This is a genomic window from Anaeromyxobacter sp. Red801 (genome assembly GCF_049201065.2).
Lineage (GTDB): Bacteria > Myxococcota > Myxococcia > Myxococcales > Anaeromyxobacteraceae > Anaeromyxobacter.
This window is the reverse complement of the sequence record NZ_CM181236.1, coordinates 4,286,290-4,310,725: the sequence shown is the minus strand read 5'-3', so window position 1 is coordinate 4,310,725 and position 24,436 is coordinate 4,286,290. Positions and strand designations below refer to the sequence as shown.

Genomic DNA, 24,436 nt, shown 5'->3' with positions numbered 1-24,436 from the left:
CGTGGGGCGGCGTCGCGGTGGCCGCGGCGGTGCTCGTCCTCGGCGGCGCGCTGCTCCAGCAGCACGAGATCGCGGAGGAGCGCGGCCGCCGGCGCGCCATCCTCGAGCGCGCGGACCTCGCCGCCCGCGCCATCGAGGACGACCTGTCGCGCAGCCTCGCCGCGGCGCACGCGCTCGCCGCGCTGGTGCGCCACACCGACCTCGACCGCTTCGAGCAGGTCGCCGACGACCTGCTCGCCCACTACGGCGGCATCAGCAGCCTGCAGCTCGCCCCGGGCGGCGTGCTCACCCGCATCCACCCGCTCGCCGGAAACGAGGCGGCGCTGGGCCTCGACCTGCTCGCGGATCCCGGGCACCGCGCCTCCGCCGAGCGCACCATCGAGTCGCGCCAGCTCACCGCGGAGGGGCCGTTCGAGCTGCGCCAGGGCGGGCAGGGCGTGGTCGGGCGCATCGCGGTGTTCCGCCCGGCGCCGGGGGGCGGCGAGGCGTTCTGGGGCTTCGTGGCGGTGGCGGTGCGGCTGCCGGACGTGGTGAGCCGGACGCGGGTGGCGGCCCTGTCGGCGGCCGGGCTGGACTGGGCGCTCCGGCGCGACGGCGCGGCGCAGCCGTTCGCGTCCTCGGGCGGCGCGCTCCCGCGCGGCGCGGTCGCGGTCAAGGTCCGCCTGCCGGGCGAGGCGTGGGAGCTCGACGTGGCGCCGCGGGAGGGCTGGGTGCGCTGGGGCGGGCTCGTCATGCCGGCGGCGCTGCTCGTGCTGGTGGCCGGGGCGAGCGGGCTGCTCGCGCACCGGCTCCTGCGGCTGCCCGAGGAGCTCCGGCGCGCGGTGGACGAGCGGACCGCGGCGCTCGCGCTCGCGAACCGGCGGCTGGCGGCGGAGCTGGTGGAGCGGCAGCGCGCCGAGGAGGCGCGGCAGGCGGCGGAGGCGCAGGCGCGGCACGGGCAGAAGATGGAGGCGGTGGGGTTGCTCGCCGGCGGGATCGCGCACGACTTCAACAACCTGCTCACCGGGATCCTCGGCTACGCCGAGCTGCTCGGCGAGCCCGGCACCGCCGCGGACGAGGCGGCCGTCGGGATCCGCCAGGCCGCGCGCCGGGGCGCCGCGCTCACCCGGCAGCTGCTCGGGTTCGCGCGCCGGGGCAAGTACCAGCAGGTGCCGGTGGACCTGCACGCGCTGGTGCGCGAGGTGTCGGCGCTGCTCGAGCGCACGCTCGACAAGCGCATCGCCATCCGGCACCAGCTCGCGGCCGGCACCGCGGTGGTGCGCGGCGACCCCGACCAGCTCCAGCAGGTCGTGCTCAACCTGGCCGTGAACGCGCGGGACGCCATGCCGTCCGGCGGGACGCTGACCTTCGAGACCGCCGAGGTGGAGCTCGACGCCGAGGCGACGCGCGCGCGCCCCGGCCTCGCGCCCGGCCGGCACGTGGCGATCACGGTGGCGGACACCGGCGTCGGCATCCCCGCCGCGGTGCGCGAGCGCGTGTTCGACCCGTTCTTCACCACCAAGCCGGCCGGCCAGGGCACGGGGATGGGCCTCGCCATGGTGTACGGCATCGTCCAGAACCACGGCGGCTGGGTCGGGTTCGAGAGCGAGGAGGGGAAGGGGGCGCGGTTCACCGTGCTCCTGCCCGAGTCGCCGGCGATCGAGCGCGACGACGGTGCCGTGGCGGCGGGCGCGCCGGAGCACGGCGCCGGGCGCGTCCTGGTGGCGGACGACGAGCGCGGCGTGCGGGAGACCACGGCGCGGCTCCTGCGCCGGCTCGGCTACGACGCGCTCCCCGCCGCCTCGCTGGCGGAGGCGCTCGAGGTGCAGGGGCGCGGCGCGCTCGACCTCGCGCTGGTGGACCTCGCCATGCCCGCCGGCGACGGCCCCGAGACGCTGCGGGCCCTGCGGCGCGCCCAGCCCGAGCTCCCCGCCGTGCTCATGACCGGCTACGGGCTCGACGCGCGGGTCCGCGAGGCGCTCCAGGGCGGGTTCCGCGGGATCCTCCACAAGCCGTTCAGCGTCGAGGAGCTCGCCGCCGAGGTGGCGCGCGCCGTCCGCCGCCGCGGCGCCTGACGCGGGGCCCCCGGCGGGCATCCGTGGTGCCGTCCCCGGCGCCCGTTCACGACCCCCCGTCCCGTCCCCACGTCCCCCGACCCAGAGTCGTTCGCCCCCCGACCCAGAGTCGTTTCCGCCGAACCCAGAGTCGTTGGCGGCGACCCCGAAGCGAGCCTCGCCGGGCGGGCGTCCCGGGAATGGCGCCCGCCGCGCGGCCCACCGTCCGTCGCGCGGCCGCCGATCTGCGGGCATTCCAGCGTGAGCGGTCGCGGAACGAACGTTCCGCACCCGCCCCGCCCCCCATCCCGAAAATTACTCCGGGTCGGGTATGGCGGGGTCGGGGAGGGCGGGGACGGGGGTGCCGTCGGGGTCGACCACCACCGGCCGCGGGAACCCGGCCTTCTCGAGCTGGGGCACGACCGCCTTCCGGTCGCCCACGAGCACCACCGTGAGGCCGCCGAAGGCGTACGGCCCGGTCTTCGCCTCGGCGACGGCGCGGGCGGGCTCGACGGCGGCGAGCGCCTCGGCCTCGCGCCGGAGCGCGTCGGGGGGGCGGCCCTCCAGGACGGCCGCGGCGAGCGCGTCGGCGAGCCCGGCGGTGGTCTGGATCTCCTCCACCGTCCGGTGCCGGGCCGTCTCGCGCGCCTTGGCCGTCTCGGCCGAGTCCACGCCGGCGGCGGCGAGCCCGTCCAGCTCGCGCCGCAGCTCCACCAGGGCCGCGCCGGTCACCTCGGTCTGCACCGCCGCGCCGGCGGTGAACAGCCCCTGCCCGCCCTCGGTCGCGAACGCGCTCCGCGCGCCGTAGGTGTACCCGTGCTTCTCGCGCAGGTTCTGGTTGAGGCGCGAGGTGAAGCTGCCGCCCAGCACCACGTTCACGAGCTCGCGGAGCGCGCGCGCCGGCTCGGCCGCGGGGGCGACCGGGCGCGCCAGGAGGATGCGGGTCTGCGGGGCGCCGGGCCGGTCCACGAGCAGGATGCGCCCGCCCGGCGCGGCGGTCAGCGCGGCGGGGGTCGCCGCGGGCGCGGGGCCGGCGCCGCGCCAGGCGCCGAGCCGCGGCGCGAGCAGCCGCCGGAGCGTCGCCGGGTCGACGTCCCCCGCCACCACCAGCGTGGCGCCGCGCGGGTCGAGCAGCCGCGGCGCGAGCCGGCGCACGTCGTCGAGCGCGACGGTGCGCACCGTGGCGGCCCAGCCGTCCACCGGGCGGCCGCGCGGGTCGTCCCGGCCGAAGATCGCCGCCGCGGCCACCACCGGCGCCACCTTGCGCGGATCGTCGGGCCGGGCCTCGACGCGCGCCAGCGCCAGCGCCGCCTCGCGCTCGAAGTCGGCGCGCGCCAGGTTCGGGCGCAGCACCGCGTCCGCGAAGAGGTCGAGCGCGGGGGCGAGGTGGGCGGAGAGCCCGCTCACCGACACCTGCAGCGACGCGGGGCGCGCCTCGGCCTCGACGGTCGCGCCGAGCGCGCGGATGGCGTCGGCGTACTCCGCGGCGCTGCGCCCGCCGGCGCCGGAGGTGAGCAGCTCGGCGAGGATGGGCGCGAGCCCGGCCTTCTCGGCCGGGACCGCCGCGGCGCCGCCGGGCAGGAGCAGGTGGGCGGCGAACAGCCCGGTGCCCGGGCGCGGGGCGACGCGCACCTCGAGGCCGTTCGCGAGCCGGAACACCTCCGGCGCGGGCGGGTCGAACGGGCGCGTGGCGAGCGGCGGCGGCGGCGCGTCGGGGATCTCCGCCTTCGCGACGCCGGCGCGGGCGGGGAGGACGCGCAGGTCGAGCCGGCCCTCGCCCAGCCCGCGGGCGGCCTCGCGCAGGCCGCCGGAGGTGGCGGAGGTGACCCGGGCGAGGTCGCGGGCGAAGCCGTCCGGCTCGCCGTAGTAGGCGAGGTACTCGTTCAGCTTGTCGGCGCGGTGCACGAGGTGCTCGCGCTCCTCGCGCCGCCGCCGCTCCGCCTGCGCGCGCACGCGGGCCAGCTCGCGCGCCTCGGGCCCCTTCGCCTGCAGCTCCGCGAGCACCGCCAGCGCCTCGCGCTTCACCCGCTCCAGGTCGGCTCCGGGCGTGGCGGTCACCTCGACGCGGAACAGCGAGCCGAGCCGCCCGGGGTCGAGGTAGGCGGTGACCGACTCGGCGAGCCGCAGCTCCTGCACGAGCCGCCGGTCGAGGCGCGAGGACGGCCCCTCCGCCAGCACGTCGGCGAGGAGCTCCAGCTCCGCCGAGCCGTCGGCGTAGGCGGCCGGCGCGTGCCACACCAGGATGAGCTTCGGCAGCTCCACCCGGTCGGACAGGATCCGGCGGACCTCGCGCTCGAGCCGCGCCGGCGCGGCGCGCGCGGGCGCGGGCGGCGCGCGCAGCGGGACCGCGCCGAACAGCTTCTCGACCAGCGGGCGCACCTCGTCGGGCCGGAAGTCGCCCGCCACCACCAGCGTCGCGTTCGCCGGCACGTACCAGGTCCGGAAGAAGCCCTTCACGTCGTCGAGCGTGGCCTCCTCGAGGTCGGCGTGGCTGCCGATGACGGGGTGGTGGTACGGGTGGCCCTCCGGGTACATGACCTCGGGGATCACCAGCTCGGCCGCGCCGTAGGGCGTGTTCTCGTAGCTCTGCCGCCGCTCGTTGCGCACCACCCCGCGCTGCAGGTCGAGCTTCTCCTGCGTCATCGCGTCGGCGAGCGCCTGCAGCCGGTCCGCGTCCAGCCACAGCAGCGTGGGGAGGAGCTGCGAGGGCCCGACGCTGTAGTAGTTGGTCCGGTCCGACGAGGTGGACGCGTTGTTGGAGCCGCCCCCCGACTCCATGATCACGTCGAAGCGGTTCCCGGGGACGCGGTTCGTCCCCATGAACATGAGGTGCTCGAACAGGTGCGCGAACCCGGTGCGCCCGGGCGCCTCGTCCTTCGAGCCCACCTGGAACCAGGTGTCCACCGCCACCTGCGGCAGCCGGTGGTCGGGCGCGAGCACCACCGTCAGCCCGTTCGGGAGCGAGAAGGTGGTGAGCTCGAGCGGCGGCGCGGCGGGGCCGGCGGCGAGGGCGAGGGCGGCGAGCGTGGCGAGCGGCGCGAGCATGCGGGTTCCTCCGGAGCGGGCAGGAAAGCACGCCTGCGGCACGGCGTCACGCAGCGCGAACGGCCGCGCCGGGGTGGTAGAACGGGGCCGTGCGCCAGAAGCTCGCGCTCGTCGCCGCGCTCGCCGTGGGGGTGATCCTCCTCGCCGCGGCGGCGCTGTTCGCGCTCGCCCGGAGCCTCGCGCCGTGAGGGCGGTCCGCCTCCAGGACCTGACCCGGGTCGGCCTCTGGATCGCGCTCTACGTGCTCCTCGCGCTGTACCCGCTGCTCTGGCTCGCCGCGGTGCCGGCGCCGGGCGACGGCCGGTTCCGGCAGGAGCTGGCCGCGGCGCTCGGCTTCCTGGGCCTGTCGATCATGGCGATGCAGTTCCTGCTCACCGCGCGCTTCCAGTGGCTCGCGCCGCCGTTCGGGACCGACGTCGTCTACGCGTTCCACCGCCACGTCACCGCGGTCGCGCTCGCGTTCCTGGTGCTCCACCCGCTCGTGCTGCTCGGGCCGGGGCTGGGCGGGATGGCGGAGTGGCTCCTGCCCTGGCGCGCCACGGGCGCGGTCGGCGCCGGGGTCTGGTCGCTGTACGCGCTGGTCGTGCTCGCGGTGACGTCCTACGGCCGGCGGCGCCTGCGCCTGCCGTACGAGGCCTGGCGCGTGCTGCACGGCCTCGCCGCGACGGCGGCGGTGCTGCTCGGCCTCTGGCACGCGGCCGCGGCGCGGCGGCTCCTCGCCGGCCCGGTCACCCGGGTGATGTGGATCGCCTGGACGCTGGCCTGGGTGGCGCTGCTCCTCCGCGTGCGCGTCGCGAAGCCGCTCGCGCTCCGCGCCCGCCCGTACCGCGTGAGCGAGGTCCGGCCCGAGCGCGGCGACGCGGTGACGCTGGTGCTCGATCCCGACGGCCACGAGGGCTTCCGCTTCCGCGCCGGCCAGTTCGCCTGGCTCACGCTGGGCGCCTCGCCGTTCGCGGCGCGCGAGCACCCGTTCTCGATCTCGGGCAGCTCGCAGCGGGCGCCGCGCGTGGAGCTCACCGTGAAGGCGCTCGGCGACTTCACCCGCCGCGTCCAGGCGACCCTTCCCGGCGCGCGCGCCTGGGTGGACGGGCCCTACGGGACCATGAGCGTGGACGCGTTCCCGGACGCGGACGGGTACCTGTTCGTCGCCGGCGGCATCGGCATCGCGCCGTGCCTCTCGATGCTCCGCACGCTCGCGGACCGCGGCGATCGCCGGCCGCACCAGCTCGTGTTCGGCACCGGCCGCTGGGAGCGGACCCCGTTCCGCGAGGTGCTGGCCGAGCTCGCGACGCGGCTCGACCTCACGGTGGTGCACGTGCTCGAGCACCCGCCGGACGGCTGGACCGGTGAGGTGGGCGTGGTGGGCGAGGACGTGCTGCGCCGGCACCTTCCCCGCGGGCACCGCGGCTGCTTCGTGTGCGGGCCGCCGGCGATGATGGACGCGGTGGAGACGGCGCTGGTGCGGCTCGGCGTCCCGCTCCGCGACATCCACTCCGAGCGGTTCGACCTCGTGTGAGCGTGCCCGGGAACGCGGAGGGCCCGCCGCCCGGTGGACGGCGAGCCCTCGGCGCGGCGCGCGTGGCGCGGCGGCTACTCGACCACCAGGTTGCCGGCGATCATGTCCATGCCGCAGGCGAACCGGTACGTGCCCGCCTGCTTCGGCTTCACGGTCACCGTGACCGCCTGGTCGAGCGGCAGCGGCTGGTTCACGCCGAAGTCCTTCATCACGATCTCGGTGGCGCAGGTGCGCTGCACCTTGCGCGTCACCACGAGCTTCACCGTCTCGCCGGCCTTGGCCTTCACCTCGGCGGGCGTGAAGCCGTCGGACGTCACGGTGATCGGGATCGTCCGGACGCCCTTCTTGACCGAGCCGGCTGCGGCGGTGGCGGCGGCCGGCACCGCCTTCGCGCCGTGCTCGGCGTGCGCCTTGTGGGCCGGGCAGTTCTCGCACCCGCCCTCCTCGCCGGCGGAGGCGAGCGCGGGGGCGGCGACGGCGAGCAGGGCGGCGGGGGCGAGCTTCCACAGGTTCATGCGTGTCTCCTGACAGGGTTCGGATGCGTCACCACAGCATGGGGCGTGCCGGCCGCGAAGTCGCCGAAGTGCCCGGGATCCGCCGCCCGCGGCCGGGCGCGAGGTGCCGCCGTCCGCTACACTGTGACCGGGGCGGTCACGGCCGCGGCGCCCCGCCGCCGCCCAGGGCGCCCGGAAGGCGGCGCAGGCGCCGCCGGTTCGGATCCTGCAGGGCGAGAGACCTCCCGCGATGATGCACGCCACCGGTACCGCCAAGCGGCTCGCCCTCGGGCTCGGGGCGCTCGTCCTCCTGCTCGCCATCGCCTCCGCCGCGGCGATCGTGGGCTCGGCCCGCATCCACCGCGGCATCGCCGAGACCATGCGGCGCGAGGAGGGCGTGCGCCTCTCCCTCGAGCTGGCGAGCGCGGTGCGCGACCAGTACGCCCACCAGGCGCACACCATCATCATCGGCGACGCCAGCCACCTCGGCTTCTACGCCGAGGCGCGCGACACGGTGCTGCGCCTCACCCGCGCGCTGCGCGAGGCGGCCGACCGCCCGGAGGAGCGCTCGCTCGTGGACCGCATCGAGGCGGAGAGCGGCCGGCTGGACCGCATCTTCCGCGACTCGATCGTGCCCGCGGTGCTGCGCGGGGAGCGGCAGAGCGTGCAGGAGGAGCACGGGCGGGCGCAGCTCGTCGTGACGCACATCCAGGACCTCACGCAGGAGCTGGTCTCGCGGTTCGAGGCGCAGATCGCGCAGGCGCGCGCCGGCGCCGACCAGGCCGAGCGGCGCACGCTCGCGGTGCTGGTCGCGATCCTGGTGGCGGCGCCGCTCGTGGCCGCGGCGGTGAGCCTCGCCATCGGGCGGTCCATCGCGGTGCCGGTGGCCCAGCTCCAGGCCGGCGCGGCCCGGATCGCGGAGGGCGACCTCGACACGCGCATCGAGGTGCGCGGCGCGCCGGAGCTGGTGTCGCTGGCGCGGCGCTGGAACGAGATGACCGCGTCGCTGCGCGACCACCAGGAGCAGCTCGTCCGCTCCGAGAAGCTGGCCGGCATCGGCCGGCTCGCCGCCGGCGTGGCCCACGAGATCAACAACCCGCTCGGCGTGATCCTCGGGTACGCGAAGCTCCTGCGGAAGAAGGCGGACGGCACGCTCGCCGAGGACCTGGCCGTGGTCGAGGAGGAGGCGCTCCGCGCCAAGCACATCGTGGACGGCCTGCTCGACCTCTCCCGGCCGCTCCCGTCGCCGTCGGAGCAGGTGGACCTGCGCGCGCTCGCGGAGGACGTGGTGGCGCGGCTGCGCGAGGCGCGGCTGCTGGACGGCGTGTCGGCCGAGGTGGAGGGCGCGGCGAGCGCGCCCGGCCACGCCGAGAAGCTGCGGCAGGTGCTCGTGAACCTGGTGCGGAACGCCGGCGAGGCGGCCGGGCCGGGCGGGCGCGTGGCGGTGCGGCTCCGGGAGCGCGACGGCGTGGCGGAGCTGATCGTGCAGGACTCCGGGCCCGGCGTCCCCGCGGCGGCGCGCGGGAAGATGTTCGAGCCGTTCTTCACCACCAAGCCGGGCGGCACGGGGCTGGGGCTCGCGGTCTCGCGCGCCATCGCCCGCGCCCACGGCGGCGAGCTGGCGGTGGCGGCCGCCGCGGAGGGCGGCGCCTGCTTCGCGCTCACGCTGCCCGTCGCGCCCGCGCCGGCCCGGCGGCGGGCCGCGGGAGGAGCGAAGCCATGACGGGCGGGCCGGTGCGCGTGCTGGTGGCGGACGACAAGGAGAACATGCGCAAGCTGCTCGCGAAGATCCTCGCCGACGGCTACGCGGTGGAGGAGGCCGAGGACGGCGCCCGCGCGCTCTCGCTGGTCGCCACCCGCGCGTACGACGTGGTCGTCACCGACATCCGCATGCCGGGCGCGGACGGGTTCGAGCTGCTCGGCGCGGTGAAGGCGCGCGCGCCCGACACCGAGGTGGTGATGATGACCGGCTACGCCACCATCCCGGACGCGGTGCGGGCCATGCGCATGGGCGCGTTCGACTACCTCGAGAAGCCGTTCGACCCCGACGCGGCGCTGGCGGTGGTGGCGCGCGCCGCCGAGCAGAAGCGGCTCGCCGACGCGGCCCGGCGCGACGACGCCGCTGCCGGCGAGCCGTCGTCGTTCCACAACCTGGTGGGGCGCAGCGCGCGCATGCGCGCCGTGTACGGGCTCCTCGACAAGGCGGCCGGGCTCGACATCACCGTGCTGCTGCTCGGCGAGACCGGCACCGGCAAGGAGCTGGCCGCCCGCGCCATCCACTACCACTCGGCCCGCCGCGAGCGGCGCTTCGTCCCGGTGAACTGCGGGGCGCTGCCCGCCGAGCTGGTCGAGAGCGAGCTGTTCGGGCACGCGCGCGGCGCGTTCACCGGCGCCGCGGCCGCGAAGGCGGGCCTGTTCGAGGAGGCGCAGGGCGGGACGCTGTTCCTCGACGAGGTCGGCGAGCTGCCGCTCCCGGCGCAGGTGAAGCTGAACCGGGCGCTCCAGGAGCGGGAGATCCGGCGGGTGGGGGACACGCAGCCGCTCAAGGTGGACGTGCGCGTCATCGCCGCCACGCACCGCGACCTCCGCGAGGAGGTGCGGGCCGGGCGCTTCCGCGAGGACCTGTTCTACCGGCTGCACGTGTTCCCGGTGACGCTCCCGCCGCTCCGCGAGCGGGCCGAGGACGTGCCGCTCCTCGCGCAGCACTTCCTCGCGAAGCACGCGCGGGCGCTCCGGCGCGAGCTGGCGGGCGGGTTCGAGCCGGAGGCGCTCCGGCGCCTGGCGGGCTACCCGTGGCCGGGCAACGTGCGCGAGCTCGAGAACGCGGTGGAGCGGGCGGTGGCGGTCTCCTCGGGCGACCGGGTCCGGGTGGCCGACCTCCCGGCCGAGGTGGCCGGCGCGGCGCCGGCCGGGCCGGAGCCGGCGGACCTCGCGAAGCTCCCGTACAAGGAGGCGGTGGCGGAGGCGCGCGACCGCACCTCGCGCGAGTACCTCGTGGCGCTGCTGGCCGAGTTCGGCGGGAACGTGACGCGCGCCGCCGAGCGCGCCGGGATGGAGCGCGAGAGCCTCCACCGGCTGCTGCGCCGGTACGGGCTCCGCTCCGACGACTTCAAGTAGGCCCCGCCGCGGGCGCTGCGCGCCGCCCGCGCCGGTGGACGGCGGCGCCGCGGCGCGGCATACCGGGGGCGGAGGTGGCGATGGAGATCCTGCTCTACGCGCTCGGCGCGGCGGCGCTCGTCGCGGGCGTGGCCGGCGTGGTCCTGCCGGTGCTGCCGGGGTCGCTGCTGCTCGTGGCGGGCGCCGTGCTGGTGGCCTGGGCCGGGGACTTCCAGCGCGTGGGCTGGGGCACCGTGGCGGTCGCGGCGGTGCTCTCGGTCGCGATCTGGGCCGTGGACTGGCTCGCGAGCGTGCTCGGCGCGAAGGCGTTCGGCGCGTCGGGCTGGGCCGTGGCGGGCGCGGGCGTGGGGCTGCTGGTGGGCTTCTTCCTCGGGCTGCCCGGGATCGTGCTCGGGCCCGCCGTGGGCGCCGTCGCGTTCGAGTACGCGCGCAACCCCGACGTGAAGCGGGCGCTGAAGGCGGGCGCGGGCGCGTTCCTCGGCTTCGTGCTGGGGAGCGCCGTGAAGGTGGCGCTCGCGTTCGCCGTGGTCGGCGCCGTGGCGCTCGCGCTGATCTGGTAGGCCGCGCCGGTTCGGTCCCTACGGCCGCGGCGCACCGAGCCGGCCGGCCCGGGAGGCGTCGGAGGTGCGCGCGCAGGCCGGGCCCGCCGCCGCGGAGGCGTTGCCGGCGGCGTCGCGGGCGCGGACGGACCAGCAGTGCTCCCGGCCCGGCACGAGCCCGGCCTCCATCGCCTGCGTCGCGGCGGCGCCTGCGCGCGCCACCACGTGCCCGTCGCGCAGGACCTCGTAGCCCACCACCGCCACGTCGTCGTGCGAGGGCGACCAGGAGACGACCGCGCTCTCCGTCCCCTGCGCGCTCGCCGCGGGCGCACCGGGCGCGGTCGGCGCGACCAGGTCCGGCGTGCGCACGCACGCGGCCGGCGACGCCGGCGAGCGGTTCCCGGCGGCGTCCACCGCGCGCACCGCGTAGCAGTACACGCGGGCCGGGCCCACCCCGCGATCGTCGAGCGGCGGCGCCTCGGCGCGGAGCACGCGCTCGCCGGCCAGGACCTCGTACGCGGCCGCGCCCGTCGCGCCCGCGACGGGCTTCCAGCGCAGCACCACGTGACGGTCCGTGACGGCGCGCGCGTCGAGCTCGCCGGGCGTGTCCGGCGTCCGCGGCGCGGCGGCGGGCGCCACCGACGCCGGCGAGGGGCCGGGCCGCGGCGCAGCGCGCTCGCAGGCGAGCGCGGCGGCGAGCACGGACGCGAGGACGACGACACGCGAGCCGATCATTGCCTCCCCCCAGTGCGGCGCCCCGGATCCGGGAGCACCGCTGCGCGGCGAGGCCACCGCGCACCCGCCGGAACGTTAGCACGCCTCCTTCGGCCCGCCCTGACACGGGGGCGGGGGACGGGCTCGCGCCGACGGGTGCGACAGGAGGTGCCGTCCGCGGGCGGCACGGCGGCTGGTCGCGCCGGCTCGGATACCATCTCCCGCCCATGCCGCGCCGCCCACGCCTCGCGCGCCTCCGCGCGGCCGCGCTCACCGTCCTCGCCGCGCTCGCGCCGGTGGGCGCCGCGGCCCTCGCGCCCGACGCGCCGCTCGGCGCCTGGACGCCCGGACCGCTGCGCGGGCTGTCGCTCGACATGCCGCTCGAGGACGCGCGCGGGGTGGCTTCACCTACCGTGGATGTCCGGTGGGTCGCGGCGAACGCCTGGTCCGTGCCCACCGTGCTGGAGCGCGGCGGCGACCGGGTGGTGGTCCGGCTCGACGCCCAGACCGACGTGCTGCAGGCGGCGGTCGCGATCCCGTGGCGGCGCGCCTGGGCCGGCTCGCTCCCGGAGCGCCTCACCACCCGCGTCGAGGTGCGCCTGCTGCGGACCTGGGGCGGCTGGACCGACCGGCCCATCGAGGCGTGGCACGGGGTCGTCGGGAGCTGGAACTTCCAGCGCGAGGCCTGGCCGCGCGACGCCGTGGAGGTGCGGCTCGGGCGAGCGGACGGACGGGGCATCACCGTCACGGGGCCGCGCACCGCGCTCGGCGACGTGGCCGTCCGGACGGCGCTCCGGATCGCGGGCGACGGCCCCGGCGGCCCGGGGCGGCTCGCCCTGGCGCTGCGCCTCGACGTGAAGCTCCCCACCGGCGCCGCGTCGCGGCTGGGCGGCTCGGGCTCGCCGGACGCGGGCCTCGGCCTCGCGGCGACCTGGGCACCGGCGCGCTGGCTCACCGGGCACGCGCTCGCCTCGCTCCGCGCGCTCGGCCCGCTGCCCCGCGGCGCGGCGCTGCGGCCGCGCCCGCTGCAGGCCGGGATCGAGGCGTCGCTCGTGGCGCGGCTCGGGGGCCGCGTCGCGCTGATCGTGGAGGACCGGTTCCTCGCGCCCGCGTTCGGCAGCCACGGGTGGACGCTCTCGCCCGAGGTGGAGCGCCCGCAGGCGAGCGCGTGGTACGCGCTGTTCCGCGCCCACAACCAGCTCTCGGCGGGCGTGCGCGCCGGCGAGGTGACGGTGTACTTCTCCGAGGACTTCACGCCCGGCACGCAGCACGCGCGCGACGCGCGCGAGGGCGGGCAGCGCTGGTTCTACGACTCGAACGCGCCGGACCTGGCGCTCGGGGTGGCCTGGACGCGCCGCCTATGAGCCGCCGCCCATGAGCCGGGCGCGCCGCCAGTCCTCCGGCGTGTCCACGTGGCAGCCGCCGTGCGCGAGCGGCACCGGCGCGACCCGGGCCGGATCTCGGGACAGCAGCCGCTCGGCGCCCTCGTCGCCCTCGAGCGCGCGCAGCTCGGGGAAGAGCGCGGTGGAGAACAGGGCGGGGACCATGAGCGCGCCGCCGTCGGCCGAGGCCGCCACCGGCCGCCCCGTGACGCGGAGCGCGCCCGCCAGCGCCGCCACGTGCGCGGCGTCCACGCCGGGCTGATCGCAGGCGAGGATCACCGCGCCCGCGAGCGACGGCGCGCACTCGCCGAGCCGCGCCAGCCCGCGCCGCAGCGACCCCGAGACGCCCGCCGCGTGGTCGCGGTTCAGGACCGTCGCCACCGGCAGCCCGGCGAGCGCGGCGCGGACCTCCTCCGCGCACGCGCCCACCACCACCACCACCGGCCACAGCCCGGCCTCGACCGCCGCGCGCGCGGCCCGGTGCACGAGCGGCTCGCCGCGCCAGAGAAGCAGCTGCTTCGGCTCGCCCATGCGGACCGAGGGCCCCGCGGCGAGGACCAGCCCGCCGAATCCCAGCGTCTCGGCGGTGTCGGTCACGGCTGATCCGGCGCCAGGGATCCAGGGGGCGCGGCGGGGGGGCGGCCGGGGCTCGGGCGCGGGGCGTGGCGCTGGGGCGAGGACATGGGGCGGCGCGATCTCTTGTCGCCGGCGAGGGCGCGCGGCCGGTCGAATCGACGCCGGCCCCACCTGGGAACGCGTCCCCGCGGCGCGTGCGCCCGCCCGCGCGTGCGCCCGGTGGGGCGGGATGCTAGCGTCGGCGGCTCCACCGCCGGAGCGATCGCATGTCCCACCTGCCCGCCTGCCGCCTCGTCCTCGCGCTCGCCTGCGCGCTCGCCGCCGGGGCCGCCCGCGGGGGCACGCCGCGCGAGCCCGTCGCCACCTTCTCGATCGCCGCCCGCGACCCCGCCACCGGCGAGCTCGGCGTGGCGGTGGCCTCGCGCTTCTTCGCGGTGGGCACGGTGGTGCCGTGGGCCCGGGCCGGCGTCGGCGCCGTGGCGACGCAGGCGTTCTGCAACACGAGCTACGGCCCGCGCGGCCTCGACCTGCTCGCGAGGGGCGCCACGCCCGCCGAGGCGCTCGAGATCCTGCTGCGGGCGGATCCGGAGCGCGACCTGCGGCAGGTCGGCATCGTCTCGGCGGCCGGCGCCTCGGCGACGTACACCGGCAAGGGCACGAACGCGTGGGCGGGCGGGCGGAGCGGGCCCGACTACGCGATCCAGGGGAACATCCTGGCCGGCGAGGCGGTGGTGGCGGCCATGGAGCGCGCGTTCGTCGGCGGGAAGGGCTCGCTCGCCGACCGGCTGTACGCCGCGCTCGCCGCCGGCGACGCGGCCGGGGGCGACTCGCGGGGGCGGCAGTCGGCGGCGTTGCTGGTGGTGAAGGAGGGCGCCGGGTACGGCGGGTTCGACGACCGCGAGATCGACGTGCGGGTGGACGACCACCCCCGGCCGTTCGAGGAGCTGAAGGCTGCTCGACTACGCGCAGATGAACGCAGCGTGGAACGAGGGGTGGTCCGCGTTCCGGCGCAAGCAGTTCCCGGCCGCGCTCGCGGCGCAGGAGCGCGCCGCGGCCCGGGCGCCGGCGAACGGGGAGGTGCTGTACGACCTCGCGGTCATCCGGCTCGCGGCGGGGCAGCGGGCGGGGGCGCTGGAGGCGCTGCGCCGGGCGCTCGCCGCGAACCCGAAGCTCACCGCGCAGGCCCGCACCGACGCGGACCTCGCCGCCCTCCGCGGCGACGCCGCGTTCGAGAAGCTGGTCCGATAGCTTGGGCGCCGCCACACGCCGCGCGCTCGCCGGCGCGCTCGCCCTCGCCGCCGCGATGGGCATCGGACGGTTCGCGTACACCGCGCTGCTGCCCGGCGTGCAGCATGGGCTCGGGTTCGACGACGCCGTCGGCGGGGCCATCGCCTCGGCCAACCTGGTCGGCTACCTCGCCGGCGTGCTCTGGGCGCGGCGCCTGGCCGGGAGCGCGCGGCGCGGCGCGGCGCTGCGGCTCGGCCTCGCCGCGACCGCGGTGCTCACCGCCGCGGTGACCGCGGTCGGTTCGGAGGCGGGCTGGGCCGCGGTGCGCTTCGGCTCCGGTGTCGCGAGCGGGCTCGTGTTCGTGCTCGCGTCCGCCGCCGCGCTCGAGGTCGCGCCCGGCCACCTTCCCCGACCCGGAGTACTTTACGGCGGGGTGGGCGTCGGGATCGCGCTCGCGGCCGTGGTGGCCGCGCTCGCGCCACCCGCCGGGGGTTGGCGCGTCCCGTGGTGGGTGCTGGGGGGAGCGGCGGCTGCGCTGGCGGTGCCGGGGTGGAGGGACCTGTCGGGCCCGCTCGCGCACGACTCTGGGTCGGGAGGGGCGGTTGCGGGGTCGGGAGGGGCGGTTGCGGCTGGGAGGGGCCGCGCGCCGGTCGGCTTCGGACGGCTTGCGACCGCGTACTTCCTCGAGGGGTTGGGCTACATCGTGAGCGGGACGTTCGCGGTGGCAGCGGTCCGGCGGACGCCTGGGCTGGAGGCGCTCGCGCCGTGGACCTGGGCGCTGGCGGGCCTCGCGGCCGCCCCGTCCGCGCTGCTCTGGGCCTCGCTCGGGCGCCGGATCGGGGTCCGCTCCGCGCTGGTCACCGCGCACCTCGTCCAGGCGGCGGGCATGGCGCTGCCGTCGCTGTCCTCCGCGGCCTGGGCCGCCCTCGCCGGCGCGGCGCTGTTCGGAGGAACGTTCATCGGGATCACCACGCTGACGGTGGCGGCCGCGCGCGAGGTCCGACCACGCGCGCTCGGGCGCGCCGTGGGAACGCTCACCGCCATCTACGGCGTCGGCCAGATCGTCGGCCCGCTCGCCGCCGGAGCCGTCGCGCAGCACCTGGGCGACCCGAGGCCCGCCGTGCTCGCCGCCGCCGCCGCGGTCGCCCTCGGCGCGGTCGTCCTCGTCGTGCCCTCCCGCTCGCGCGTCGCCCCGGTGCCGGACCAGGGACGCTGAGCGCGCGAGGCGCGCTACCCGGGCGCGCAGCGCACGCCGTGCGCCACGCGCAGCCAGTACGTGCCGCTCGGGAAGACCACGTCGCGCAGCCCGGCGCGCAGGGCCTTCAGCGCCTCGCGGTAGTCATCGAGGAACGACCGGAGCCGCCCGAGCGCCTCGATGCGCTTCCACTTGTCGCGCGCGCCCACCCTCGGCTTCGGGCCGCGGCGCGGCGCCACCGTCGCGGGCCGCGCGTTCGGGCTCTGCGCGAGCACCCGGCGCACGCCGAGGAAGCTCCGCCCTTCGGCCTTCAAGCGCTCGGCGGCGAGGTGCTCGCGGTGCCCGATCGCCTCGACGAGGCGATCCCGGAACTGCTGCACGTCGTCGAAGCCGGGCGGCAGCGTGAGCTCGAGCTCGACCGACTCCGGCATGCTGCCGTTGCGGCGGAAGAAGTGCTCCGGCCGCCTCGCGGCGATCGGCCCGGCGCCGATCCGCTCGGGCGACGACCAGAGCCCCGGCCACTCCGCTGCCCTCTGTACCAGCCCAGCGGCGACCGGATTCGCGAGCGAGTACGCAAGCCTGTCGACCACGTCGTCCGGCGTCGCGAGCGCCACCGCGCTGTAGCTCCCGGACGCCCAGAATGCCTCCCAGCGGCCCAGGGCGGCGTTCAGCGAGCGGGCCACGAGCGAGTCCAGGTACTGCTCGAACGCGGGCAGGTGCGCACCGGGGTCCGTGACGACCAGGTGGAAATGGTTGGAGAGCACGCAGAAGCCGTGCAGCAGGAGCCCGTATCGGCGGAGCGCGACGCCGAGGACGTACAGAAACGTCTCGTTGACGAGCTCCGAGGGACGCAATAGCAGCTCGCGCTGAGCGCAGCGGCGCGTGACGTGGTAGGTGACACCGGACAGAATCTGGCGCGGAGCGGTCATGCCAAGGCCCAAGGCACGCGCCGTGCCGCCGGATACGGCGCCCGATCCGCGGCCTTGCGCCCGGTGGCCGTCCGAGCCGCGGACGCACCGGCCGAAACGCATTACTCTGGGTCGGGGAAGGAAGAAGAGAAGAGCGGGGAAGTGGCGGGGTCGGGGACGCGAGGCGAGGAGGCACGGATGCCGTACGTCAACATCAAGATCACCCGCGAGGGCGCGACCGCGGAGCAGAAGGCCACGCTCATCCGCAAGGTCACCGAGCTGCTGCGCGACGAGCTCGGGAAGAACCCGTCCACCACGGTCGTCGTCATCGACGAGGTGGACACGGACAACTGGGGCATCGGCGGGGAGTCGGTCACGGTCCGCCGCAAGCGCGGGAGCTGACGTAAGGGGGTGGCGCGCCCGCCGGCGGCGCCCCGAGGAATCCAGCCATGCAACCCTGGGAGACGGTCGAACGCGCCCGCGCGCCGGACGGGACCGAGCTCGTGCTCGCGCGCCGCGGGGACGAGTGGGTGGTCCGCGCCGCGGGCCACGTGCTCATGTCCTCGCGCGCCCACGGCTCCGAGGAGGCGCTCGCCGCGCTCGCCCTCGAGCGCTGCGCCCGGCCGCGCGCGGTGCTGCTCGGCGGCCTGGGCCTCGGCTTCACGCTGCGTGCGCTGCTCGACCGCCTGCCGGGCGACGCGAAGGTGGTCGTCGCCGAGCTGGTCCCGGAGCTCGCCGCGTGGAACCGCGGCCCGGTGGCGGATCTCGCCGGCCGGCCGCTCGACGACCCGCGCGTGCGCGTCCAGCACGGCGACGTGCTCGCCCGCATCTCCGAGGCGCGCGGCGCGTACGACGCCATCCTCCTCGACGTGGACAACGGCCCGTCCGCGCTCGCGCACGCCGGGAACCACCGGCTCTACGGGGACGCGGGGGTGCACGCCTGCCGCGCGGCGCTGCGCCAGGGCGGCGTGCTCGCGGTCTGGTCGGGGGGGCCGGACGAGCGGTACCTGTCGCGGCTCGAGCGCGCCGGCCTCGAGGCGCGATCGGTGACGGTCCCGGCGCGCGGGCCCGCGACGCAGGGCGGCGGGGGAGGCGTGCGGCACGTCGTGTTCGTCGCGACCGCCCCGGTCCAGGTTGGCGCGCGCAGGCCGGCCGCCCCGCCTCGCAAAGGCGACGCCGGACGCGGCCCGCGACCTCACGCCCGCGGCGCGCGCGGCCGCTGACGCTCCGATCCCGGCGCGCGGCCCGCGGGCGTGGGGTACGCCGCCTTGACGGTGGCGGCGAGCCGCCGCAGCGCCTCGGCGATGGGCGAGCTTCGGCGCCACACCAGCGCGATCGTCCGGAAGGGCGCCGGGTCGGCGAACGGGCGCAGCCGCAGGTCCGCCCGGCGGGTCTCGGTGGGCACCGCCAGCTCGGGCAGCAGCGTCACGCCGGCCCCGCCGGCCACCATCTGCGCGAGCGTCGACAGGCTGGTCGCCCGGTACTCCAGCTCGCGGGTGCGCGCGCGGGAGCAGAACGCCAGCGCCTGCTCGCGCAGGCAGTGCCCGTCCTCGAGCAGCAGCACGCTCGCGTCGCGCAGCTCGGCGGCGGAGGCCGGGCCGCGCGCCGCGCCGAGCGGGTGGCCGGGCGGCGTCGCGAGCACGAACGCGTCGCGCGCCACCGGCGCCACCTCCACGTCGCCGAGCTCCGCCTCGACCGCGAGCAGGGCCGCGTCGAGCGTGCCGGCGTGGAGGCTGCGGACCAGCTCGGCGGTGCGGTCCTCGAGCCAGGTGAGGCGGAGCGCCGGGTACGCGGCGCGGAGGGCGGGCGCGACCGCGGGCAGCAGGTAGGGCGAGATGGTGGGGATGACCCCGACCCGCAGCGCCCCGGCGAGCGGATCGCCGGCCTGCCGCGCCGCCTCCAGCAGGTCGTCCGCCTCGAGCAGGAGCCGGCGCATCTGCTCGAGCAGCGGCCGCCCGGCGCCGGTGACGAGCACGCGGCGGCGGTCGCGCTCGAAGAGGCGCACGCCGAGCGCCGACTCGAGCTGCGCGAGCTGCGTGGAGAGCGAGGGCTGGGCCACGCGGCAGCGCTCGGCCGCGCGGCGGAACGAGAGCGTGTCCGCGACGGCGATCGCGTACTGCAGCTGGCGCAGCGAGAACGGGTGCGGGGGCAGGCGAGTGATAGCCATGGACTAACAACCTAATCGAAACGATGTAATGGCTCAATCAGCACGCGGAGGCCATGTTGTCTCCCGTCGCGGCGATGGACGCCGCGCCCGAACCGATTCGACGAGGAGAGACACCGATGCTGACCGTGGGCGACCGCTTCCCCGAGTTCTCGCTGCAGGCCGTGACCAGCCTGGAGAGCGGCAACGAGTTCGAGACCGTCACGCAGGCGAGCCACCCGGGCAAGTGGAAGGTGGTCTTCCTCTGGCCGATGGACTTCACCTTCATCTGCCCCACCGAGATCGCGGAGTTCGGCCGCCGCAACGGCGAGTTCCAGGACCGCGACACGCAGGTGCTCGGGGCGAGCATCGACACGCACTACGTCCACCTGGCCTGGAGGAAGAGCCACCCCGACCTGAAGAACCTGCCGTTCCCCATGCTCGCCGACACCCGGCGCGAGCTCTCCGCCGCGCTCGGCGTGCTGCACAAGGACGGCGTGGCGCTCCGCGCGACCTTCATCGTCGACCCCGAGGGCGTCATCCGGCACGTGTCGGTGAACGACCTCTCGGTGGGGCGCAACGTGGACGAGGTGCTGCGCACGCTCGACGCGCTGCAGACCGACGAGCTCTGCCCCTGCAACTGGAAGAAGGGCGAGTCCACGCTCCAGGTGGCCTGAGCCATGGCGGCCCTCGACGCGATCCGGGAGGCGCTCCCCGAGCCGGCCCGGGACATCAAGCTGAACCTGCAGGCGGTGCTGCAGCCCGGGCCGCTCACCCCGGCGCAGCGCTGGGGCGTGGCGGTGGCGACCGCCGCGGCGGCGCGAAACGAGCGGCTGCTCGCGGCGGTGCTGGCCGACGCGCGGTCGGAGGTCGAGCCCGCCGTGGTGGAGGACGCGCTCGCGGCCGCGGCCGTGATGGCGATGAACAACGTGTACTACCGGTTCCGGCACATGGTCGGGAAGCCGTCGTACTCGGAGAAGCCGGCGCGCCTGCGCATGAACCGGCTCGTGAAGCCGGCCGCCAGCAAGGTGGACTTCGAGCTGTTCGCGCTCGCGGTGAGCGCGGTGAACGGGTGCGAGACCTGCGTGCGCTCGCACGAGCAGGTGGTGGTCGCCGCCGGAGTGTCCGAGGACCAGGTCCACGACGCCGTCCGGATCGCCGCGGTGGTGCACGCGGCGGCGGTGGCGCTCGAGCTCGCCGGGCACGCCGCGGCCCCGACCGCGGCGGCCGCGGCCGGGGCAGCCTAGGCGGCCCGGAAGTACCCCGCCGCCTCCGTCGCGAGCAGGGTGGTGCGGGCGATGGACTCGGCCTCCTGCCGGCACGCGTCCGCCCGGATCGGATCGCCGGCGCGCTCCCAGTGCGCCGCGATCCGGCCCGGCGCGCCGCCGGTCGCCGCGAGCACCTCGGCGGCGCGGCGGTGCAGGAAGCTCCGCAGCGGCGCCGGGGTGGCCGTCACCACCGCCTCGGCGAGCAGGTCGTGGCCGAAGGCGGTGCCGCGGACGAGCTGCGCCGCCTCGAGCTCGCTCCACCCCACCGCCACGTCCATCGCGCGCGCCTCCACCACGGCCGCGGCGCGCTCCAGGGTGAAGTCGGTGCCGAGCACGCCGAGCGCCCGCGCGAGCTGCAGCGCCGGCGCGGAGAGGCGCTCGAAGCGCGCGCGCAGCAGCGCCTCCAGCCGCGGCGGCGTCCGGTCCGGGACCCCGCGCTCGACGGCGCCGGTCTCCACCAGGTGCTTCACCGTCTCGAGCGCGAAGAGCGGGCTCCCGCCCGCGTAGCGGGCCACGTCCGCCGCCACCCGCTCGATCCCCGGCACGTCCAGGCTCCGCACCAGCTCCTCGACCGCGTCGTCCGCCAGCGGCTCGAGCTCGAGGTAGAGCGCGCGTCCCGCCTCGGCGAGCGCCCGGATGTGCGCGAGGACCTCCGGCGCCATCTCCGCGGTCCGGAAGCAGTGCACGGTCCGGAGCGGCGTCTCCGCGTCCCGCAGCAGCTGCTCCAGGACGTACGTCCCGGCCGCGGCGCTGGCCGGATCGACGAACTGCGTGTCGTCGAAGCCGAGCGCGTCGAACCCGGCCCGGAACGCGACGCGCATCGCCTCGAGCTTCGCGTTCCAGAAGCGGACGCGGTCCGCCTCGGTCGCGAGCGGGCCTGGGGACGGGCCGAGCTCGGGGAGCATCCGCGCCAGCTCCGTCCGGACCCACGGCGGCAGCGCCGCGCCGGCCGTGGCGAGCGCCCCGAGCGTCTCGCGGAACGTTCGCGCGTGCGTGCCGTACGGCACCGCGCGGTCTCCGGGCCGGCCCTCGAAGAAGAGCGGCCGGGCGTGCGTGGACAGGAAGTCCTGCATGAGCCGGCTCTTCCCCACGCCGGGCGCGCCGCCGAGGGCGATGCCCTTGCCGGCGGCCCACGCCTCCTCCATGAGCGCCCACTCGCGCTCGCGGCCGGCGAGCGCCGGTGGGCGGGCCACGGAGAGGGGAAGCGGGTGCCGCCGGCGGATCGGGCCGGGACGCGCCGCCCGCGCGCCACCTCCTCGGCGAGGCGGGACGTCTGGGGCGAGGGCTCGACCCCGAGCGCGCCTCGGAGGGCTGCGCGGCAGCGCTCGTAGGCGGCGAGCGCGGCGGCCCGATCGCCGGCCAGGTAGCGCAGCCGGATCTCGCGGCGGTACGCCTCCTCCGAGAGCGGCTCGAGCACCAGCGCGCGCTGGACCTGCGCGAGCGCCGCCCCGAGCTGGTCCGCCGCCTCGAGCCGGGCCGCGGCCGCGAGCGCCGCGTCGAGCCGTGCGGCGTCGAGCGTCCGGCGCGCGCCGGTCAGCCACTCCGACAGCTCCGGCGCCTCGTCGAGGTCGACGCCGTCGAGCAGCCGTCCGTCCGGCCAGGCCTCTTCCGGGAGCGATCCGCCGCGTGCGTCCACGGTCACCGCCGGCGAGAGCTCGAGCGGGTCGCCTGGGCCGACCAGATCCCCACCCGCGGCCTCGCGAAGCCGCCGGAGCAGCTGGCGGAGGTTGGCGCGCGCCGTCTTCTCCGGCGACTCCGGCCACAGCAGCCCCGCCGCGCGCGAGCGCGGTTGCGGGCCCTCGATCGCGAGGAGCGCGAGCAGCGCCGCGGTCCGGCGATCCAGCCGGACCACTGCGGTCGCGCCCGCGAGCCGGGGCGCGCCGAGCAGGTGGACGGTCCAGTTCGGTGAGGCGGGCATCATCTCTTCCTGGGGCGGCAAGGCGTGGGTTTCTCGCCTACCACTCGTCAAACCCGAACGGGCCATTGGGGCTGTGCCCGACCAGGGGGCGTCCACCGCCGCTTCGGCGCTGCTTCCTCCTGACCCAGAGTCGTTTGGCGTTCACCCGGAGTCGTTCCGACCGCTCTCCCGTCCCGCTCGAGGCGTCCCGCTCCACACCCAGAGTCATCGAGCGGGTGCCGGCACCTCACCCAGAGTCATTCGCCGCCGAAGGCACCGCGCTCCCGCCCCATCCGGTCCCCCCACACCACCCCCGCCCCTCCCGGCGCCCGTCACGCCCCGGTCACGCCCCCGGTCTTATGACCCGCACTGGCCGGGGCCCTGTGGCCCGCGCCGTTCCCTGGGGGGGAAACCGCATGATCCGCAGTCCCGAGGCACACCCGCGCCGCGCCCTGCCGGCGCAAGGCGCCACGTCCGCGCGGCGATCGCTCCTGCGGCTGATCTCCGCGGACGCGCCGGACGGGACCGCGTCCGCGGGCCGTGCCCCGGCCGGCCCCGCGCCGGCGGCGGTGGCTCGCGCCATCGCCGGCGCCGAGCGCCGGCCGCTGGCGTGGGTGGACCGGGACGGCGTGCTGCGACTCGCGAACGCCGCCTTCGCGGCCCTGCTCGGGGCGGAGCCGGCCGCGCTGGAGGGCCGCAGCGCCTGCGACCTGCTCTGCGCGGACGCGCCGGGCCGCGCCCAGGCGCTGCTGCGGGCGGCCTTCCGCGGCGCGCTGCACCGGACCGAGCTCACCGCCGTCCGCGGCGGCCGCACGTACGGGCTCAAGGTCGAGCTCGCGGCGGTGGGCCGCGGCGCCTCGGCGGCGCTGTGCATCGACGTGCACGAGGTGGTGGAGCGCGCGGCGGCGCCGGTGGCGTGCGGCACGGCGGGAGACCTCGACTACCGGATCTCGGCGGGCGCCTCGGACTTCGGCCGGCTGCTGGCGCTCTCCGGCGCGGGCGCCGAGGCGGCGCTGCGGGTGGGGCGCCGCTGCCACGAGGTGCTGCACGGGCGGCCGTCGCCGTGCCCGGGCTGCCCGGCGCTGCGGGGCGGCGGCGAGGCGTGGCCGCGGGTGGAGGTGCGGCGGGCGCCGCGCACCGGCGGCTTCGAGGTCGCGACCGCCACCGCGCTGCCCGGCGACGAGGTGCTGGTCTCGGTCCGGCGCGTGGACGACGCCGCGCTCGCTGCGGTGCGGGAGGCGCGCACGGCGGAGCTGGTGCGCCGCTTCGAGCTCTCGCCGCGCGAGGAGGAGGTGCTGCGGCTGCTCCTCATCGGCCGGCAGGCGGCGGACATCGGCACCGCGCTCGGGATCACGCCGCGCACCGCGAAGTTCCACCAGGCGAACGTGCTCCGGAAGCTCGGCGCGTCCTCGCGCCGGGACCTGCTGGGGCTGGCCTCGTGACCCGCGCCCGGAGCGAGCCGGACTGGGGCGCGGTCGCGCTCGCCATGCTGGAGCGCGGTCGCGAGCCGGCGGCGTGGGTGGACGCGGCCGGGACGGTGCGCCTCGCGACCGCCAGCCTGGAGCGGCTGCTCGGCGCGGCGCCGCGCGCGCTGGAGGGGCGGCCGGTCGCGGCGGTGCTCGCCGGCGCGCCCGCGCCCGCGGAGGGCCGGGTGGAGCGCGAGGTGACCACGGCGGCAGGGCGGCGGCTGCGCGTCGCGCTCGAGCCGGGCATCGAGCCGGCGTGCGAGCCGGGCGCCCTCCTCCGCGTCCTCGAGGTGCTCGGCGATCTCCCCGGGCTCGGGGCGGGGGAGCTCGACTACGCCATCGAGACGGGCCCGGCGCGTTCGGCCGCCTGGCCTGGGTGAGGCCGCTGGGCGGGGCCGCGCTCGAGCCGGTGCCCGCGGCCCGCTGCCACGAGGCCCTGCACGGCCGCAGCGAGCCCTGTGCCGACTGCCCGGTCCGCGGCGGCGGCGCCTGGCCGCGCGTCCACGCGCGCACGCTCGCGCCCGCCCCGGGGTACGAGGTCGTCACCGCCGCGCCGGAGGGCGCGGAGCGCGTGCGCCTCACGGTGCGGCGGCTGGCCGAGGCCGCCGTGCACGGGCTGGTGGAGGCCCGCGCCCGCGCGCTGGCGCGCGGGGCCGGGCTGTCGGAGCGCGAGGAGGCGGTGCTCAACCGGCTGCTGCAGGGCGAGGGGCTCGCCGACATCGGGCGGGCGCTCGGGATCACGTTACGAACGGTGAAGTTCCACCAGGCGAACCTGCTCCGCAAGCTCGGCGCCGAGTCGCGCGCCGATCTGGCCCGCGTGCTGATGTGAGCTCCCGCGCGGGGCCGGGCGCGCCGCCGCGCGACCCCAGACCGCGTTGATCGACCCTGCGTCCGCTCGTACGGTGCGCCCCCGTAG

General features: G+C 77.5%; 22 protein-coding genes and 2 pseudogenes. 16 read left to right on the top strand and 8 right to left on the bottom strand.

Annotated elements, in window-relative coordinates; translation table 11 throughout:
- Window positions 1-29: 29 nt before the first annotated feature.
- On the top strand, window positions 30-2,054 hold the full coding sequence (locus ACOQFB_RS19855) for an ATP-binding protein (protein WP_421609631.1): 2,025 nt from the start codon (window positions 30-32) through the stop codon (window positions 2,052-2,054).
- 294 nt (window positions 2,055-2,348) lie between these two features.
- Here the strand turns inward: ACOQFB_RS19855 and ACOQFB_RS19850 are convergent, their stop codons facing one another.
- Window positions 2,349-5,078, bottom strand: a complete 2,730-nt coding sequence (locus tag ACOQFB_RS19850; protein WP_421609630.1) for a M16 family metallopeptidase — start codon at window positions 5,076-5,078, stop codon at window positions 2,349-2,351.
- A 184-nt stretch (window positions 5,079-5,262) separates the two neighbouring features.
- Here ACOQFB_RS19850 and ACOQFB_RS19845 point away from each other — a divergent pair, with 184 nt between their 5' ends.
- On the top strand, window positions 5,263-6,594 hold the full coding sequence (locus ACOQFB_RS19845) for a ferredoxin reductase family protein (protein ID WP_421609629.1): 1,332 nt from the start codon (window positions 5,263-5,265) through the stop codon (window positions 6,592-6,594).
- Between the two features lie 74 nt (window positions 6,595-6,668).
- Here the strand turns inward: ACOQFB_RS19845 and ACOQFB_RS19840 are convergent, their stop codons facing one another.
- Window positions 6,669-7,109: a cupredoxin domain-containing protein gene (locus tag ACOQFB_RS19840; protein ID WP_059437589.1), complete on the bottom strand. Its 441-nt coding sequence runs from the start codon at window positions 7,107-7,109 to the stop codon at window positions 6,669-6,671.
- Between the two features lie 229 nt (window positions 7,110-7,338).
- On the opposite strand from ACOQFB_RS19840, the gene ACOQFB_RS19835 reads away from it, so the two are divergent.
- The 3 genes from ACOQFB_RS19835 (at window position 7,339) to ACOQFB_RS19825 (ending at window position 10,765) form a co-directional block, all read left to right on the top strand.
- Window positions 7,339-8,811 carry a sensor histidine kinase gene (locus ACOQFB_RS19835; RefSeq protein WP_421609628.1) on the top strand — a complete coding sequence of 491 codons (1,473 nt, stop codon included), beginning with the start codon at window positions 7,339-7,341 and terminating at the stop codon, window positions 8,809-8,811.
- Window positions 8,808-10,205, top strand: a complete 1,398-nt coding sequence (locus ACOQFB_RS19830; RefSeq protein WP_059437591.1) for a sigma-54-dependent transcriptional regulator — start codon at window positions 8,808-8,810, stop codon at window positions 10,203-10,205. The genes ACOQFB_RS19835 and ACOQFB_RS19830 overlap by 4 nt, the downstream gene beginning before the upstream one ends.
- A gap of 80 nt (window positions 10,206-10,285) precedes the next feature.
- On the top strand, window positions 10,286-10,765 hold the full coding sequence (locus ACOQFB_RS19825) for a DUF456 domain-containing protein (RefSeq protein WP_421609627.1): 480 nt from the start codon (window positions 10,286-10,288) through the stop codon (window positions 10,763-10,765).
- 18 nt (window positions 10,766-10,783) lie between these two features.
- On the opposite strand, the gene ACOQFB_RS19820 is transcribed toward ACOQFB_RS19825, so the two are convergent.
- Window positions 10,784-11,479 carry a hypothetical protein gene (locus ACOQFB_RS19820; RefSeq protein WP_421609626.1) on the bottom strand — a complete coding sequence of 232 codons (696 nt, stop codon included), beginning with the start codon at window positions 11,477-11,479 and terminating at the stop codon, window positions 10,784-10,786.
- A gap of 206 nt (window positions 11,480-11,685) precedes the next feature.
- Between ACOQFB_RS19820 and ACOQFB_RS19815 the strand changes: the two genes are divergently transcribed.
- Window positions 11,686-12,822, top strand: coding sequence for a hypothetical protein (locus tag ACOQFB_RS19815; protein WP_421609625.1), 1,137 nt, complete (start codon window positions 11,686-11,688; stop codon window positions 12,820-12,822).
- On the opposite strand, the gene ACOQFB_RS19810 is transcribed toward ACOQFB_RS19815, so the two are convergent.
- Window positions 12,817-13,437: a nucleotidyltransferase family protein gene (locus ACOQFB_RS19810; protein WP_082100163.1), complete on the bottom strand. Its 621-nt coding sequence runs from the start codon at window positions 13,435-13,437 to the stop codon at window positions 12,817-12,819. The genes ACOQFB_RS19815 and ACOQFB_RS19810 overlap by 6 nt on opposite strands.
- Before the next feature lie 245 nt (window positions 13,438-13,682).
- Between ACOQFB_RS19810 and ACOQFB_RS19805 the strand changes: the two are divergent.
- From ACOQFB_RS19805 to ACOQFB_RS19795, 3 genes and pseudogenes are all read left to right on the top strand, one after another.
- Window positions 13,683-14,303 (top strand): annotated as a pseudogene (locus ACOQFB_RS19805) (DUF1028 domain-containing protein); the annotation flags it as partial.
- A gap of 82 nt (window positions 14,304-14,385) precedes the next feature.
- Window positions 14,386-14,664, top strand: a complete 279-nt coding sequence (locus ACOQFB_RS19800; RefSeq protein WP_494492338.1) for a TPR end-of-group domain-containing protein — start codon at window positions 14,386-14,388, stop codon at window positions 14,662-14,664.
- Window position 14,665: 1 nt separating this feature from the next.
- Window positions 14,666-15,859 (top strand): YbfB/YjiJ family MFS transporter, encoded by a 1,194-nt coding sequence (locus tag ACOQFB_RS19795; RefSeq protein ID WP_421609624.1) that lies wholly within the window; start codon window positions 14,666-14,668, stop codon window positions 15,857-15,859.
- Window positions 15,860-15,873: 14 nt separating this feature from the next.
- Here ACOQFB_RS19795 and ACOQFB_RS19790 read toward each other — a convergent pair whose 3' ends face one another.
- Entirely contained in the window at window positions 15,874-16,767 is an 894-nt protein-coding gene (locus tag ACOQFB_RS19790; protein ID WP_421609623.1) for a transposase, read from the bottom strand.
- A gap of 177 nt (window positions 16,768-16,944) precedes the next feature.
- Here ACOQFB_RS19790 and ACOQFB_RS19785 point away from each other — a divergent pair, with 177 nt between their 5' ends.
- Window positions 16,945-17,148 carry a 2-hydroxymuconate tautomerase family protein gene (locus ACOQFB_RS19785; protein ID WP_011419369.1) on the top strand — a complete coding sequence of 68 codons (204 nt, stop codon included), beginning with the start codon at window positions 16,945-16,947 and terminating at the stop codon, window positions 17,146-17,148.
- Window positions 17,149-17,195: 47 nt separating this feature from the next.
- Window positions 17,196-17,969 carry a polyamine aminopropyltransferase gene (locus ACOQFB_RS19780; protein ID WP_421609622.1) on the top strand — a complete coding sequence of 258 codons (774 nt, stop codon included), beginning with the start codon at window positions 17,196-17,198 and terminating at the stop codon, window positions 17,967-17,969.
- Here the strand turns inward: ACOQFB_RS19780 and ACOQFB_RS19775 are convergent.
- On the bottom strand, window positions 17,942-18,913 hold the full coding sequence (locus ACOQFB_RS19775; protein ID WP_059436831.1) for a LysR substrate-binding domain-containing protein: 972 nt from the start codon (window positions 18,911-18,913) through the stop codon (window positions 17,942-17,944). The two genes, ACOQFB_RS19780 and ACOQFB_RS19775, sit on opposite strands and share 28 nt — an antisense overlap.
- A gap of 116 nt (window positions 18,914-19,029) precedes the next feature.
- Here ACOQFB_RS19775 and ACOQFB_RS19770 point away from each other — a divergent pair, with 116 nt between their 5' ends.
- Window positions 19,030-19,566 carry a peroxiredoxin gene (locus ACOQFB_RS19770; RefSeq protein ID WP_059436830.1) on the top strand — a complete coding sequence of 179 codons (537 nt, stop codon included), beginning with the start codon at window positions 19,030-19,032 and terminating at the stop codon, window positions 19,564-19,566.
- Between the two features lie 3 nt (window positions 19,567-19,569).
- A complete protein-coding gene (locus ACOQFB_RS19765; RefSeq protein ID WP_059436829.1) occupies window positions 19,570-20,136 on the top strand; it encodes a carboxymuconolactone decarboxylase family protein in 567 nt (188 codons plus the stop codon).
- Here the strand turns inward: ACOQFB_RS19765 and ACOQFB_RS19760 are convergent.
- Both ACOQFB_RS19760 and ACOQFB_RS19755 read right to left on the bottom strand, forming a co-directional pair.
- Window positions 20,133-21,350, bottom strand: coding sequence for an AAA family ATPase (locus tag ACOQFB_RS19760; protein ID WP_494492337.1), 1,218 nt, complete (start codon window positions 21,348-21,350; stop codon window positions 20,133-20,135). The genes ACOQFB_RS19765 and ACOQFB_RS19760 overlap by 4 nt on opposite strands.
- Before the next feature lie 116 nt (window positions 21,351-21,466).
- Window positions 21,467-22,075: pseudogene (locus ACOQFB_RS19755) on the bottom strand (BTAD domain-containing putative transcriptional regulator); the annotation flags it as partial.
- Between the two features lie 548 nt (window positions 22,076-22,623).
- On the opposite strand from ACOQFB_RS19755, the gene ACOQFB_RS19750 reads away from it, so the two are divergent.
- Genes ACOQFB_RS19750 through ACOQFB_RS19740 form a run of 3 tightly spaced genes read left to right on the top strand, consistent with a single transcriptional unit; the run spans window position 22,624 to window position 24,349 of the window.
- Window positions 22,624-23,496, top strand: coding sequence for a helix-turn-helix transcriptional regulator (locus tag ACOQFB_RS19750; RefSeq protein WP_421609620.1), 873 nt, complete (start codon window positions 22,624-22,626; stop codon window positions 23,494-23,496).
- A complete protein-coding gene (locus ACOQFB_RS19745) occupies window positions 23,493-23,900 on the top strand; it encodes a hypothetical protein (RefSeq protein WP_494492336.1) in 408 nt (135 codons plus the stop codon). The genes ACOQFB_RS19750 and ACOQFB_RS19745 overlap by 4 nt, the downstream gene beginning before the upstream one ends.
- The gene (locus ACOQFB_RS19740; protein ID WP_494492335.1) at window positions 23,897-24,349 is read left to right on the top strand and encodes a LuxR C-terminal-related transcriptional regulator; all 453 of its coding nucleotides are present in this window, start codon (window positions 23,897-23,899) and stop codon (window positions 24,347-24,349) included. Before ACOQFB_RS19745 ends, ACOQFB_RS19740 begins: the two co-directional genes overlap by 4 nt.
- Window positions 24,350-24,436: the final 87 nt, after the last annotated feature.